The organism is Microbacterium sp. Leaf159 (genome assembly GCF_001423615.1).
Classification (GTDB): Bacteria; Actinomycetota; Actinomycetes; order Actinomycetales; family Microbacteriaceae; genus Microbacterium.
In genome coordinates this window covers 362,804-375,131 of sequence record NZ_LMOU01000002.1, presented here as the reverse complement: position 1 = coordinate 375,131, position 12,328 = coordinate 362,804, and the positions used below count along the sequence as shown (strand labels likewise).

Here is a 12,328-nt window from a genome sequence, read left to right as displayed (position 1 = left end):
ACATTCAGGATGGATCAGGACGAACCGCGCGGCGAGGTCGTCGCGTCAGGAGCCACCCGCGAGAAGAAGCGTGGAATCGCAGGCTTCTTCGGGAGCATCGCCCTGTTCTTCCGTCAGGTCATCGCAGAGCTGCGCAAGGTCGTCACACCGACCCGCAAGGAACTGGTCAAGTTCACCGCAGTGGTGCTCGTCTTCGTTCTGATCGTCATGGGCATCGTCTATGGACTGGACACCCTGTTCGCCTGGGTGACGCATATCGTCTTCGGGGTCCCGGGCGCCTGACGCCCACGCGGCCCCGGCCGCAGTGATTGGAAAGAAACAACGTGTCTGAAAGATATTCCGACGACGCCGACTGGGCGACGGCTGCCGAGCAGTCCAGCGAAGAGGACGAAGCCCAGGAGGGCAACGTTCTCGCTGCGGAGGAGAACTCGGTCACCTCGGCCGAGCACGTCGCCCTCCACATCGAGGACGTCGACGGCGAGGACGAGTCCGACACGCAGGACGACACCGACATCGAAATCGACGACCCGGAGGCTGACGCGATCGTGAACGACGCTCTCAATCTGGACGAAGCGGCTGAGTCTGAGGCTGCCGCTGAGGTCCTCAACGACTCTGTGGCGGAAGAGACCGCCGAGCTCGAGGCCGCTGAGGCCGACGAGGTCACCCCGTACGACGGACCCGACCTCGGCTCTGACGACGAGCAGAGCGACGAAGACGCCGAGTCCGACGAGTCCGACGAGGACGAGGACGACGCCGAGGAAGACCCGTACGAGGCGTTCCGCCTCGACCTGCGGATGCTCCCGGGCAAGTGGTACGTCATCCACTCGTACGCCGGTTTCGAGCGCAAGGTCAAGGCGAACATCGAGCAGCGCAAGTCGACGCTCGAGGTCGAGGACGAGATCTACCAGATCGAGGTCCCGATGGAGGACGTCGTCGAGATCAAGAACGGCCAGCGCAAGATGGTCACCCGCGTGCGCATCCCGGGCTACGTGCTCGTGCGCATGGAGCTCACGGAAGACACCTGGTCGGTCGTCCGCCACACGCCCGGTGTCACCGGCTTCGTGGGCAACGCCCACAACCCGACCCCCCTGCGTTTCGAAGAGGCCTTCAACATGCTGAAGTCCCTCGTCGAGGTCAAGGACGCCCCGACCGCGAAGAACATCGCGTCGAAGGGCGGCGTCGCCGTCGCTCGTCCGCTTCCGGCCGAGGTCGACTTCGAGGTCGGCGAGACCATCACGATCAAGGAGGGCTCGTTCGCGGGTCTTCCCGGTTCGATCAGCGAGATCAAGCCCGAGAGCGGCAAGCTCACCGTGCTCGTCTCCCTCTTCGAGCGCGAGACCCCGGTCGAGCTGTCGTTCGACCAGGTCACCAAGATGGTCTGACACACGCTTTCACGAGAACGGCCGTCCCATTCGGGGCGGCCGTTCTCGCGTTCCTGGCATGCCTGCCGATCAGGTAGACTTGTCTGGTTTGTGTGCCGCTTCGGCGTGCGCGCAGACGACCGCAGCCCGGAGATGCCGGGTTCGCGGGAGAGCGGATGCACCCGCATCCGTTCGATGAAAGGAAGAGGATATGGCACCGAAGAAGAAGGTGACCGGCCTGATCAAGCTTCAGATCAACGCCGGTGCAGCCAACCCGGCGCCGCCGATCGGCCCCGCGCTCGGTCAGCATGGCGTCAACATCATGGAGTTCTGCAAGGCGTACAACGCCGCGACCGAGTCGCAGCGCGGCAACGTCATCCCCGTCGAGATCACCGTCTACGAGGACCGCAGCTTCACGTTCATCCTGAAGACCCCGCCTGCCGCGGAGCTCATCAAGAAGGCAGCCGGCGTGCCCAAGGGCTCGGCGACGCCTCACACGGTCAAGGTCGCGAAGATCACCAAGGACCAGGTCCGTCAGATCGCCGAGACCAAGCAGGCCGACCTGAACGCTAACGACATCGAGGCTGCCTCGAAGATCATCGCCGGCACCGCCCGTTCCATGGGCATCACGGTCGAGGGCTGAGGAGAATAATCATGGCTACGAAGTCCAAGGCTTACAAGGCTGCCGCCGAGAAGATCGAGGCAGACCGTTTCTACACTCCCACCGAGGCAGTCGCCCTCGCCAAGGAGACCGGCTCGTCGAAGTTCGACTCGACCGTCGAGGTCGCGCTGAAGCTCGCAGTCGACCCCCGCAAGGCAGACCAGATGGTGCGCGGCACCGTCATCCTGCCCCACGGCACCGGTAAGACCGCCCGCGTCATCGTCTTCGCCACCGGCCCCGCGGCCGAGGCAGCGATCGCCGCAGGTGCAGATGAGGTCGGCGGCGCCGAGCTCATCGAGAAGGTCGCCGGCGGATGGACCGCGTTCGACGCGGCCGTCTCGACCCCGGAGCTCATGGGCCAGGTCGGTCGTCTCGGAAAGGTCCTGGGTCCGCGTGGACTCATGCCGAACCCGAAGACCGGCACCGTGACCCCGAACGCTGCCAAGGCAGTCGAGGAGATCAAGGGCGGAAAGATCGAGTTCCGCGTCGACAAGCACGCCAACGTGCACTTCGTCGTCGGCAAGTCGTCGTTCTCCGCTGAGCAGCTCGACGAGAACATCGGCGCAGCGCTCGAGGAGATCGTCCGCCTCAAGCCGTCGAGCTCGAAGGGCCGTTACATCCAGAAGGGCGCCGTGTCGACCACGTTCGGCCCCGGCATCCCGCTGGACGTCAACTCCATCTGAGTGTGATTCCTGAAGGGCCCCCGCAGCATGCGGGGGCCTTTCTGCATCCCCGGACGACATCGAGCGTCATCCGATGTTGGGATGCGGGGCGGATGCCACGTACTGTGGGTGAGTTCCGCGCCACAGCACTCGCGCCTCACACCGCACCCCAGGAGGGTCACATGTCCCGTCGCCTCATCGCCGTCACCGCACTGGTCGTCGCCGCCGCAGCACTCACCGCCTGCAGCGGAAGCACCGCGCCTGCCGAGAGCAGCTCGAGCGAAGAGGGCGCGGGTGACGGCTTCGGCCTCGTCAAGGACGGCGTCCTCACTGTCGCCACCGAAGGCACCTACCGTCCGTTCAGCTTCCACGCCGACGGCGGCACTGGCGACCTCACCGGGTTCGACGTCGAGATCATCCAGGCCGTGGCCGAGAAGCTGGACCTCGAGGTCGAGTTCCAGGAGACTCAGTGGGATGCGATCTTCGCCGGCCTCGACGCAGGCCGCTTCGACGTGATCGCCAACCAGGTCAGCATCAACGACGAGCGCGAGGAGAAGTACCTGTTCAGCACTGCGTACACCGTCTCGCCCGGCGTGATCGTCGTCCCCGAGGACGACGACTCGATCTCGTCGTTCGACGACCTGGAAGGCAAGACGACCGCGCAGTCGCTCACGAGCAACTGGTACGAGCTGGCCACCGAATCGGGCGCCACCGTCGAGGGCGTCGAGGGTTGGGCTCAGGCGGTCGAGCTCGTGCGCCAGGGTCGCGTCGACGCGACCGTCAACGACAAGCTGACCTTCCTCGACTACGAGACCACCAACAGCCCTTCCGGTCTGAAGATCGCCGCCGAGACCGATGACGCCGGTGAGCAGGCGTTCGTGTTCACGAAGGACAAGACGTCTCTCGTCGAGGCGATCGACGGGGCCCTCGAAGAGCTCCGCGCCGACGGGACCCTGGCGGAGATCAGCGACAAGTACTTCGGCGAAGACGTCACGCAGTAGTCCATGGAGAACCCCTGGCAGCTGTTCCTCGACTCGCTCGGGCCCATCGCCCTTGCAGGGGTGACGGTCACGGTTCCGCTCGCGCTGATCTCGTTCGCGGTGGGGCTGGTGATCGCCGTCGGCGCCGCGCTGATGCGGATCTCGGTCAATCCGATCGTCTCGGGTATCGCCCGGTTCTACATCTCGGTGATCCGTGGCACGCCGATGATCGTGCAGCTGTTCGTGATCTTCTACGGCCTCGGGTCGATCGGACTCAAGATCGACCCGTGGCCGAGCGCGATCATCGCGCTGTCGCTCAACGTGGGCGGCTATGGGGCCGAGGTCGTGCGCGCTGCGATCATCTCGGTGCCGAAGGGCCAGTGGGAAGCCGCCTACACGGTCGGCATGAACCGCACGCGCACGCTGACGCGCATCATCCTGCCGCAGGCGGCCAGGGTCTCTGTGCCGCCGCTGTCGAACACGTTCATCTCGCTGGTGAAGGACACGTCCCTCGCATCGCTGATCCTGGTGACGGAGCTGTTCAAGGTGGCGCAGCAGATCGCGTCGGCGACCCTGGAGTTCATGGTGCTCTATCTCGCCGCAGCGCTGGTCTACTGGGTGCTCTGTCTCGTGCTGTCGTTCGGGCAGAGCGCGCTCGAGAGGAGGCTCGACCGAAATGTCGCCCACTGACCCCGCCCGCTCGGGTGAGCCCACGACGGACGCCCTGCTGACCGCGCGCGGCCTGCACAAGCGTTTCGGTGACAACGAGGTGCTCCGCGGCATCGACCTGATGCTGCACCGCGGCGAGGTCGTGGTGCTGATCGGTCCGAGCGGATCGGGCAAGACGACGGTGCTGAGGGCGCTCAACGGTCTCGAGACGCCGGACTCGGGCACGATCGTCGTGGCCGGGGGCCCAGACATCGACTTCGCACCGGACGCGCCGGTGAAACCGCGGGTGCGCAAGCAGAAGCGCCTGGCGCTGCGCGACCGTTCGGCGATGGTCTTCCAGCATCACAATCTCTTCCCGCATCTCTCGGTGATCGAGAACGTGATCGAGGGGCCGTGGCGCGTGCAGGGGCGCCCGAAGACCGAGGTGATCGCCGAGGCACGCGTGCTCCTCGCCAGGGTGGGACTCGCCGACAAGGAGAACGCGCGTCCGCATGAGCTCTCGGGCGGTCAGCAGCAGCGCGTCGGCATCATCCGCGCGCTCGCGCTGCGCCCCGACCTGCTGCTGTTCGACGAACCGACCAGCGCGCTCGACCCCGAGCTCGTGGGCGAGGTGCTGCTCGTGATCAAGGAGCTCGCCGACGAGGGCTGGAGCATGGTGGTCGTGACGCACGAGCTGAGCTTCGCGCGCGAGGCGGCTGACCGTGTGTTCTTCATGGACGCGGGCGTCGTCGTCGAAGAGGGGCCGCCCTCCGAGATCTTCGGGGCTCCGCAGCATGAGCGCACGCAGAGATTCCTCACCCGCATCCTGCGTCCGCTCGACGGGGACTGACGACCGGTCGACGTCGGATCAGAGCGCGAGCACCGGCAGCACCAGGCTGACGGCGAGCGTGATCATCACGACGGCGATCAGCGCGTCGAGGATGCGCCATGACCGCTCGGTGCGCAGCCAGCGACCGACGTAGCGGGCGCCGAAACCGAGAGCGGTGAACCACAGGATGCTGGCGGCCATCGCTCCGGCTGCGAATAGCCAGCGTTCCTCGCCGTGGGTGGCGGCGATCGAGCCGAGCATCAGCACGGTGTCGAGGTAGACGTGCGGGTTCAGCCAGGTGAGCGCGAGCACGGTCGCGATCACGGGCACGAGAGAGGCGCGCGTGGCGGTACGCGTCGTCGTCGGGCCGGATCCCGATGACGGCGAGACGCTCCCCGCATCCTCGGAGTCGACTCGCAGCTCCTCGCCGCCGCGCCACGCCCGGCGCGCAGCGATGATGCCGTAACCGAGCAGGAACAGCGCGCCGGCCCATCGGGCTACGACGACGAGCCAGGGGGCGGCGGAGATGACGAAGCCCAGCCCTGCGACGCCGGCGGCGATCAGCAGGGCATCCGAGAGGGCGCAGATGATCACCACAGGCAGGACGTGCTCGCGGCGGATGCCCTGGCGCAGCACGAAGACGTTCTGAGCGCCGATGGCGACGATCAGGGAGAGGCCGAGTCCGAGGCCTGCCAAGAGCGAGAGCATGGTTCCACGGTAGGCATCGCGGAGCATCAGCACCAGCCAGGATAACTACTGAACCATTAGCATCACTAATGTGAAGATCGATCCTGAGCTCGCCGCCACCGTCGCCGCCGTCGCCGATGAGGGAACCCTCGACGCGGCCTCTCGAATGCTGCGGGTGACTCCGTCCGCGGTCAGTCAGCGGCTCAAGGCGCTCGAGGAGCAGCTGGGGCGTGTGCTCGTCGTGCGCACGAAGCCGGTGCAGCTGACGGAAGCGGGAGAGGCGGTCGTCCGGCTCGCGCGACAGATCGCCCTGCTCGAGCACGACGCCCTCGCCGGGCTGGGGCTCGAGGGTGGCGAGGCTTCGCGCACGCGCATCCCTCTCGCGGTCAATGCCGACTCGATGGCGACCTGGTTCCTGTCCCCGCTCGCGCGGCTCTCGGCGGCGCATGACCTCGACTTCGATCTGCATCGCGATGACCAGAACTTCACCGCACGGCTCCTCGAATCGGGCACGGTGATGGCGGCGGTCACGAGCGAGGCGGAGCCCGTGGCGGGATGCTCGGTCGCAGCGCTCGGTGTGCTCGAGTACCAGGCGATGGCCGAACGCGGATTCGTCGAGCGCTGGTTCGGCGCGGGCGTGAGCCCCGAGACGCTGGCGGCGGCACCGTTCGTCGACTTCGACCGTCGTGATGCTCTGCAGCACGAATGGCTCGCCTCCATGGGCGTGCCGCATCAGGGGGTGCCGAGGCACTACGTGCCGGCCTCCGCCGACTATGCGCTGGCGGTGCGCCTCGGGCTCGGGTGGGGCATGGTGCCACTGCTGCAGCGCGAGGACGGACTGGTACCTCTCGGCGGGCCACCGCTGCGAGTCAGTCTCTACTGGCAGCAATGGAACCTGCGCTCGGCGCTTCTCGACACGATCGCTGCCGAGATCGCGATCGAAGCGCGGCGCGTTCTCGCGACCTGACGACGATCACGGGCGGGGCCTGATCAGGGGCGAAGTCGACGTACCTCGACCGCTCGACAGGTTGACAAGACACCTGGACGTTTATCGCGCAGATTATGCAGGAAATGTTTAATCGTGATCCGAATGCCCTTGATTTGCGCGCACACGTGGACAAAACTGACCCGAACGAACTGAACACGCAGATGCAGGCCACTGAGGGGCGGCCGTTCCCAGGCATCCGCGCGTCGGAACTCCTGAGGGGGAATGTGCAATGTCAACGAAGGACACGCAACGCAAGGTTCTCGCGGTGCTCGCTGGAGGGCTCGTACTCGGCGTCGGGATCGGGGTGACTCTCGCGGCGTGGAACGACTCGGAGTTCGCGACCGGCACGTTCACCGCCGGATCTTTCAACCTCGAAGGATCCACCACCAGCGCGACCACCGGATACGACGACCACAACGTCGACAACGGCGACGCCGCGGCATCGCTCGTGTTCCAGCTCCCGGCCGTCGCCTCGTCGATGTCGCCCGGCGACGTCGTGTACGCGCCGTTCTGGGTGCGCCTCGACGCGACGACCACCAACTCCGCCACGCTTCTGCCTGCGGGGATCACCGCCGGCACCGGCGGCAACGAGGCGAACCTGTCGTACACGGTGACGGCCATCGCCGCCGGCGACACGTGCGGTGCCGCAGCGACCGGAACCGTCGTCGCGAGTGGCGCGACGCTCAGTGCCCAGACCGGCGCCACCTCGGTGCCGCTCGCCGAGGGCACTCCGGCTGGAACGGCAGGAACACCCGTGCAGCTGTGCTTCGCGGTGACCGCCGGCGCAGGGCTCACCCAGGGCGCTGCCGCGACCGCGACGTGGGAGTTCACCGCCACCTCGACCGCGGACTGATCATGGCCGACACCCGCAGAAGCATGCGGGAGGGGAAGCGACTGCTCTCCCGTCGGATACGCGCCCTGCTCGCGGGCGGGCTGGTGTTCGGCGTCGGTGCGACGATGACGCTCGCCGCATGGAACGACTCGGAGTACGGCAACGCGACCTTCACCGCCGGACGGTTCGACATCGTCGGGGCGACGGATGGCGCGACGTTCTCGAGCCATCCCGTCGGCACCCCGGCGGCCCTGTCGTTCAGCGCGCCCTTCAGCGCCATGGCACCGGGCAACACCGTTTATGCGCTGTTCAGCGTGAAGACGGCGAGTCCCTCGGTCGCGGGCACGCTGCAGTTGAGCGTGACGTCCACGGCCGGCACCGGACTCGGGACCTACCTCCGCTACGGCGTCCGCTCGATCGCCGGGACGACGTGCAACGGCACCACCTACTCGGCGGGAACCTCTGTCGTGCCCGACAACTCGACGATGGCGACAGGGGGGACCGGCACCCAGGCCGTCGCGGCGAACGGAGGCGCGACCGTCAATTACTGCATCGCGGTCACGCTGCCCGCGGCGACCGACAACGGTGCGCAGGGGCTGACCGCGATCCAGACGTGGCAGGTGGCAGGCACGTCGTCATGACGGCGGCGAGCGGCAGCACGAGAGAAGCGGAAGGGACGTCGATGAGCACACCGACGAGGCGGAGCCTGCGGGAGCAGGCCGCATCCGTCGGCGAGCCCGCGAGCCCGCCGGATGCTCCGGTGCCGTCGGGAGCGAAGGGCGGGGAACGGCGAGGCATCGGTCGGGTGCTCGCCGACATCCTGCTCTGGATCGCGGCGATCGCCGGAGTGGTCTGCATGGTCCTGGTCCTGCTCGCGCTCACGGTGAACATCACCCTCATCATGTTCCGCACCGGATCCATGTCGCCGACGATCCCCGCCGGATCCGTGGCGGTCGTGCAGGAGGTCCCCTCCTCCGAGATCGAGGTCGGCGACGTTGTCACGGTCGACCGCGCGGGCGACCTTCCGGTCACTCACCGCGTCACCTCGATCGCGCCGGGGGCGAGCGACGCCGAACGGGTGATCACGATGCGCGGAGACGCCAACGCCGGCGACGACCCCTATCCGTATACGGTGCAGACGGTGCGGGTCGTGCTGTTCTCGGTGCCGGGGATCGCGACGGTGATCGTCGCGATGGGAAACCCCTACGTCCTCGGTGGGCTCACGATCGCGGCGACGACGCTCGTCGTGTGGGCGTTCTGGCCGCGCTCGGCGGCTTCCCGGCGACGGAGCGCCTCAGAGGAGCCGGGCTGATGATGCGACGGACCGCAAGACCGGTGGTCGTCTCGGCGCTCGGGCTCGGCCTCCTCGTCGGTCTCGTCGTCGGAGCGGCACCCGCCTGGGCTGCACCCTCGACGCAGGTCGTCCAGGGAGACGTGCTCCGTCTCGTCTCCGTCGCCGACTGGGATGCCGCGTCGAGTCTGCTGCCGGGACAGCCCGTGCAGTGGGATGTCACCGTCAGTGCCGAGGCTCCCGATCCGGGAACCGTGACGGTGGGCATCAGCGCGAGTGGGGACGCGGCTCTGGTCGTCGACGCTCTCGAATGCGCGGAGGAGTGGGAGGCGAGCGGATGCTCGGGGGGAGCCATGCCGCTGAAGACCGGCTGGGCGATACCGCGTGACGGCCTCGAGGTGCAGCTCCTCGAGACCACCGACACCGAAGTCACCCACCTGAGGTTCGTCATCGCGCTCGCCGGGGAGGAGCTCGGCAGCACGCAGGTGCGGGTGCACGCACGGGGTGCGGGGGAGTCCGCCGTGATCGGGCCGGACGGCGGTGGACTCGCGACCACCGGCATGCCGCCGACAGCGCCCTGGTTCGTCACCGGAGGCGTCGTCCTGGTCGGGGCGGGGCTCGCATCGATCGCCGTGCACCGTCGTCGGATGCTCGCTCGCGCGGTCACCGCTCGCGAGGGCGAGTCATGAGCGTGCGGCGGCGGCACCGCATCCTCGCCGGAGTCGCCGGAGTGGCGCTCCTCGTCGGAGTCGGCATGGCACCCGTCACCCAGGTCACCGACGCCGCGTTCACCGACTCGGAGTACGGACGCGCGACGATCACGGCTTTCCGTGTTCCCGCGCCGACCGTGATCGCCTGCGCGGTCACGAACAACGTTCTCGGAGTCTTCCAGAGCGTCAGGATCGACTGGACGTCGCCCTATCCGGCGTCCGGGGTCCGGCTCACACTCACACAGGGGGCGACGACAGCGACGGTGCCCGCCGCCAACATCACGACGACCGGTCCGGCCGCCGGCCTCTACACGCATACGGCTGTGCTCACCCAGGCGCTGCTCACGAGCCTCATCTCGAACCTGCTCGGCAGCACGACGACGTTGACGGCGACGAACCTTCTGGTCGGCACGACCTGGGTATCGGCCGGAGCATCCCGCCAGCTGTCGATCGCGCTGCTCGGACTCAACGCGTCCTGCACCTGAGATCAGGCGGGCGGCGTCAGTCGGCCAGTGCGAGCGCCCGGAAGGCGTCGCGCTCTCGGAGCTTCTCGCGGCGGCTGGCGGCGGCCGCCGCCGTGGCATCCGCAATGCGTGTCGGCACCTGCATGCCGGTCGTGCGCCGGTACAGCTCGTCGATCAGGTCGGTGGCGAGGCCGATGAGCTTCGCGATCTCACGGTCGTCGCGATCGATCCACACGCAGCGAGGCTCGTCGTGGATGGGGGAGAAGTCGACATGCTCCTCCCATACGAACAGCGTGCGCTCGGCGCCGAGCACGTGCTGCTGCCACCAGATCTGGCGGAGGTAGGTGCGCGGGATGCCTCGGAAGGCCTTGTTCGTCGTCTTGATCTCGGCGAGCTTGACGCGGCCGTCCGCGTCGACGGCGATGCCGTCGGGGGTCGCGAGGTGGCGGTGCTCGACCTCGGCGCGGAACAGGGCGGATGACGGGAGGATGCCGTGCGTCGCCGCCACCCAGGCGGCGATCTCGGGCTCGCGGCGTCGTCCGTGGTCGGTGTACGCGTTGCCGCCGAAGCGGGGTCCGCCGCCGAGCTTCGAATCGGCCGCTCGGATGATCGACCTCTCGCTCGTGAGTCCGGCCACATCCGTCGCGGTGATCCCGCGTGAGCGAGCCCTCATCCAGGCCACGCGGTCGCGGGAGTCCGCGACGATGCGAGCTTGGAGTTCCGGGGTCACCTATCGAGCGTAACCCCGCCCGCAGACCTTCGATCCCGCACACGCCGCCCGGCATCCGGACTCGGGCAGGCGCCGGGGCTCTCAGTCGAGCGCCGGCCAGCCCTCGGGGCCGGACGAACCTGCGACGTAGTCCTCGAGCGGAACCTCGTCGTGCCGCCACGCCTCGAGGATCGGTGCGACGATCCGCCAGCACTGCTCCGCGGCGTCTCCCCTCACAGCCAGCATCGGGTCGCCGTCGAGGACGCCGGAGAGCACTTCGGCGTACGCCTTGAGGGCGCCCTCGCCGAGCTCGGCGGACAGAGTCGCGCGTTCGAGCTCGAGCGGGTCGTCCGACGCGTTGAGGTTCAGCTCGAGCGACATCCGGTCGGGGCCGAGGGAGAAGCGCAGGACAGCGCCGTCGGAGGTGCCGGTGAGCCCGCGGGGAAGGTGGCGTACAGCACGGAAGTGCACGACGATCTCCCGGGCGGGCGTCCCGAGAGCCTTGCCGGAACGGAGCCGGAACGGGATCCCCGCCCAGCGGGCGTTGCGCACCTCGAACGTCGCCTCGGCGAGTGTCTCGGTCTGTCGCTCCGGATCCACGCCCGGTTCGTCGACATACGACGGCTTCGCTGTGCCGTCGATGTCTCCGGCCGTATACCTCGCCCGCCGTGACGATGCCGCCGGGTCGTCGCCCCACACCGAGGTCGCGCGCAGCACGGCGCTCGTGGCTTCGCGGAAGTCGACCTCGTCGAGCGTTGCCGGCTCCTCCATCGCCAGCACGGCGAGCACCTGCAGCAGATGGCTCTGGATCATGTCGACGAGGGCTCCGGCTGCGTCGTAGTAGCCGGCGCGTCCCTCCAGCGCGAGCGATTCGTCGTAGACGATGTCGACCGACTCGATGCTCTCCGCCGACCACAGGGGCTCGAGGATGCGATTCGCGAAGCGCGCACCGAGAAGATTGAGGGTGGTCGACCTGCCGAGGAAGTGGTCGACCCGGAACACCTGGCTCTCCGGGACCAGTGCCGTGAGCGTGCGGTTCAGCGCTCGAGCGCTCTCCTCGTCGGTGCCGAACGGCTTCTCCATGACGAGCATCGCGCCGTCCGGCAGCATCTCGGGGATGAGCGCCTCGATGGATGCCGCGGCCACCGACGGGGGCACGGCGAAGTAGATCGCGACCTGCCCCGTGCAGTCCTGCAGCAGTGCGCGCAGGTCGTCCGCTCGGGTGATGTCGGTGCGCACGTAGTTCACGTCGACGCGGGATGCGGCCTGCTCGGCATCCATCGACGCGAACGACGTGCGGACCACGGATTCGAGATCCGCGTCCGTCCATTCCTCTCGGTCGGCGCCGACGATGCGCACCGCGCGGGAGGGCTCCCGCGCCAGCAGCTGTCCCAGCGCGGGAAGGAGGAGCCGGGAGGTGAGATCGCCACCGGCTCCGAGGATCACGAGCGTCGTCGCATCGGCCATGGTCCCACCGTAACCCGTCCGCCCCACAGAGAGTCGTGT

16 protein-coding genes are annotated in these 12,328 nt (G+C 68.0%); 13 read left to right on the top strand and 3 right to left on the bottom strand.

Going from position 1 to position 12,328, the window contains the following annotated elements; all coding sequences use genetic code 11:
- Positions 1–9 precede the first annotated feature (9 nt).
- The 7 genes from secE to ASF80_RS15435 all read left to right on the top strand — a co-directional run bounded on the left by secE (position 10) and on the right by ASF80_RS15435 (position 5,162).
- Complete coding sequence (gene secE, locus ASF80_RS15465; protein ID WP_056312767.1) at positions 10–282, top strand: preprotein translocase subunit SecE; 273 nt, start codon at positions 10–12, stop codon at positions 280–282.
- Between the two features lie 41 nt (positions 283–323).
- A complete protein-coding gene (nusG, locus tag ASF80_RS15460; protein WP_056312765.1) occupies positions 324–1,382 on the top strand; it encodes a transcription termination/antitermination protein NusG in 1,059 nt (352 codons plus the stop codon).
- Between the two features lie 190 nt (positions 1,383–1,572).
- Positions 1,573–2,004: a 50S ribosomal protein L11 gene (gene rplK, locus ASF80_RS15455; protein WP_056312763.1), complete on the top strand. Its 432-nt coding sequence runs from the start codon at positions 1,573–1,575 to the stop codon at positions 2,002–2,004.
- An 11-nt stretch (positions 2,005–2,015) separates the two neighbouring features.
- Positions 2,016–2,705: a 50S ribosomal protein L1 gene (gene rplA, locus ASF80_RS15450; protein WP_056312762.1), complete on the top strand. Its 690-nt coding sequence runs from the start codon at positions 2,016–2,018 to the stop codon at positions 2,703–2,705.
- Between the two features lie 161 nt (positions 2,706–2,866).
- Positions 2,867–3,685 (top strand): amino acid ABC transporter substrate-binding protein, encoded by an 819-nt coding sequence (locus ASF80_RS15445; RefSeq protein ID WP_056312760.1) that lies wholly within the window; start codon positions 2,867–2,869, stop codon positions 3,683–3,685.
- A 3-nt stretch (positions 3,686–3,688) separates the two neighbouring features.
- Positions 3,689–4,354 (top strand): amino acid ABC transporter permease, encoded by a 666-nt coding sequence (locus tag ASF80_RS15440; protein ID WP_056312758.1) that lies wholly within the window; start codon positions 3,689–3,691, stop codon positions 4,352–4,354.
- On the top strand, positions 4,341–5,162 hold the full coding sequence (locus ASF80_RS15435; RefSeq protein ID WP_056312756.1) for an amino acid ABC transporter ATP-binding protein: 822 nt from the start codon (positions 4,341–4,343) through the stop codon (positions 5,160–5,162). The genes ASF80_RS15440 and ASF80_RS15435 overlap by 14 nt, the downstream gene beginning before the upstream one ends.
- Positions 5,163–5,180: 18 nt before the next feature.
- On the opposite strand, the gene lysE is transcribed toward ASF80_RS15435, so the two are convergent.
- Positions 5,181–5,849 (bottom strand): L-lysine exporter, encoded by a 669-nt coding sequence (gene lysE / locus ASF80_RS15430; RefSeq protein WP_056313637.1) that lies wholly within the window; start codon positions 5,847–5,849, stop codon positions 5,181–5,183.
- 70 nt (positions 5,850–5,919) lie between these two features.
- Here lysE and ASF80_RS15425 point away from each other — a divergent pair, with 70 nt between their 5' ends.
- From ASF80_RS15425 to ASF80_RS15400, 6 genes are all read left to right on the top strand, one after another.
- Positions 5,920–6,795 (top strand): LysR family transcriptional regulator ArgP, encoded by an 876-nt coding sequence (locus tag ASF80_RS15425; protein WP_056312755.1) that lies wholly within the window; start codon positions 5,920–5,922, stop codon positions 6,793–6,795.
- A 250-nt stretch (positions 6,796–7,045) separates the two neighbouring features.
- Entirely contained in the window at positions 7,046–7,669 is a 624-nt protein-coding gene (locus ASF80_RS15420) for a SipW-dependent-type signal peptide-containing protein (protein WP_056312753.1), read from the top strand.
- Positions 7,670–7,671: 2 nt separating this feature from the next.
- A complete protein-coding gene (locus ASF80_RS15415; RefSeq protein ID WP_056312751.1) occupies positions 7,672–8,289 on the top strand; it encodes a SipW-dependent-type signal peptide-containing protein in 618 nt (205 codons plus the stop codon).
- A gap of 41 nt (positions 8,290–8,330) precedes the next feature.
- Positions 8,331–8,960, top strand: a complete 630-nt coding sequence (locus ASF80_RS15410; protein WP_056312749.1) for a signal peptidase I — start codon at positions 8,331–8,333, stop codon at positions 8,958–8,960.
- Positions 8,960–9,628, top strand: coding sequence for a hypothetical protein (locus tag ASF80_RS15405; protein WP_145985676.1), 669 nt, complete (start codon positions 8,960–8,962; stop codon positions 9,626–9,628). The genes ASF80_RS15410 and ASF80_RS15405 overlap by 1 nt, the downstream gene beginning before the upstream one ends.
- Positions 9,625–10,134, top strand: coding sequence for a hypothetical protein (locus ASF80_RS15400; protein WP_056312745.1), 510 nt, complete (start codon positions 9,625–9,627; stop codon positions 10,132–10,134). Before ASF80_RS15405 ends, ASF80_RS15400 begins: the two co-directional genes overlap by 4 nt.
- A gap of 16 nt (positions 10,135–10,150) precedes the next feature.
- On the opposite strand, the gene ASF80_RS15395 is transcribed toward ASF80_RS15400, so the two are convergent.
- The gene (locus ASF80_RS15395; protein WP_056312743.1) at positions 10,151–10,843 is read right to left on the bottom strand and encodes a YqaJ viral recombinase family protein; all 693 of its coding nucleotides are present in this window, start codon (positions 10,841–10,843) and stop codon (positions 10,151–10,153) included.
- An 81-nt stretch (positions 10,844–10,924) separates the two neighbouring features.
- On the bottom strand, positions 10,925–12,289 hold the full coding sequence (locus ASF80_RS15390; protein ID WP_056312741.1) for a glucose-6-phosphate dehydrogenase: 1,365 nt from the start codon (positions 12,287–12,289) through the stop codon (positions 10,925–10,927).
- Positions 12,290–12,328 lie beyond the last annotated feature (39 nt).

Excerpts from the sequence above, each read along its gene's own strand:
- ASF80_RS15435 (WP_056312756.1), top strand. The coding sequence starts at position 4,341 with ATGTCGCCCACTGACCCCGCCCGCTCGGGTGAGCCCACGACGGACGCC.
- ASF80_RS15415 (WP_056312751.1), top strand. The coding sequence starts at position 7,672 with ATGGCCGACACCCGCAGAAGCATGCGGGAGGGGAAGCGACTGCTCTCC.
- ASF80_RS15445 (WP_056312760.1), top strand. The coding sequence starts at position 2,867 with ATGTCCCGTCGCCTCATCGCCGTCACCGCACTGGTCGTCGCCGCCGCA.
- ASF80_RS15410 (WP_056312749.1), top strand. The coding sequence starts at position 8,331 with ATGAGCACACCGACGAGGCGGAGCCTGCGGGAGCAGGCCGCATCCGTC.
- ASF80_RS15390 (WP_056312741.1), bottom strand. The coding sequence starts at position 12,289 with ATGGCCGATGCGACGACGCTCGTGATCCTCGGAGCCGGTGGCGATCTC.
- secE (WP_056312767.1), top strand. The coding sequence starts at position 10 with ATGGATCAGGACGAACCGCGCGGCGAGGTCGTCGCGTCAGGAGCCACC.
- ASF80_RS15400 (WP_056312745.1), top strand. The coding sequence starts at position 9,625 with ATGAGCGTGCGGCGGCGGCACCGCATCCTCGCCGGAGTCGCCGGAGTG.
- lysE (WP_056313637.1), bottom strand. The coding sequence starts at position 5,849 with ATGCTCTCGCTCTTGGCAGGCCTCGGACTCGGCCTCTCCCTGATCGTC.
- ASF80_RS15405 (WP_145985676.1), top strand. The coding sequence starts at position 8,960 with ATGATGCGACGGACCGCAAGACCGGTGGTCGTCTCGGCGCTCGGGCTC.
- ASF80_RS15420 (WP_056312753.1), top strand. The coding sequence starts at position 7,046 with ATGTCAACGAAGGACACGCAACGCAAGGTTCTCGCGGTGCTCGCTGGA.
- ASF80_RS15440 (WP_056312758.1), top strand. The coding sequence starts at position 3,689 with ATGGAGAACCCCTGGCAGCTGTTCCTCGACTCGCTCGGGCCCATCGCC.
- rplA (WP_056312762.1), top strand. The coding sequence starts at position 2,016 with ATGGCTACGAAGTCCAAGGCTTACAAGGCTGCCGCCGAGAAGATCGAG.
- rplK (WP_056312763.1), top strand. The coding sequence starts at position 1,573 with ATGGCACCGAAGAAGAAGGTGACCGGCCTGATCAAGCTTCAGATCAAC.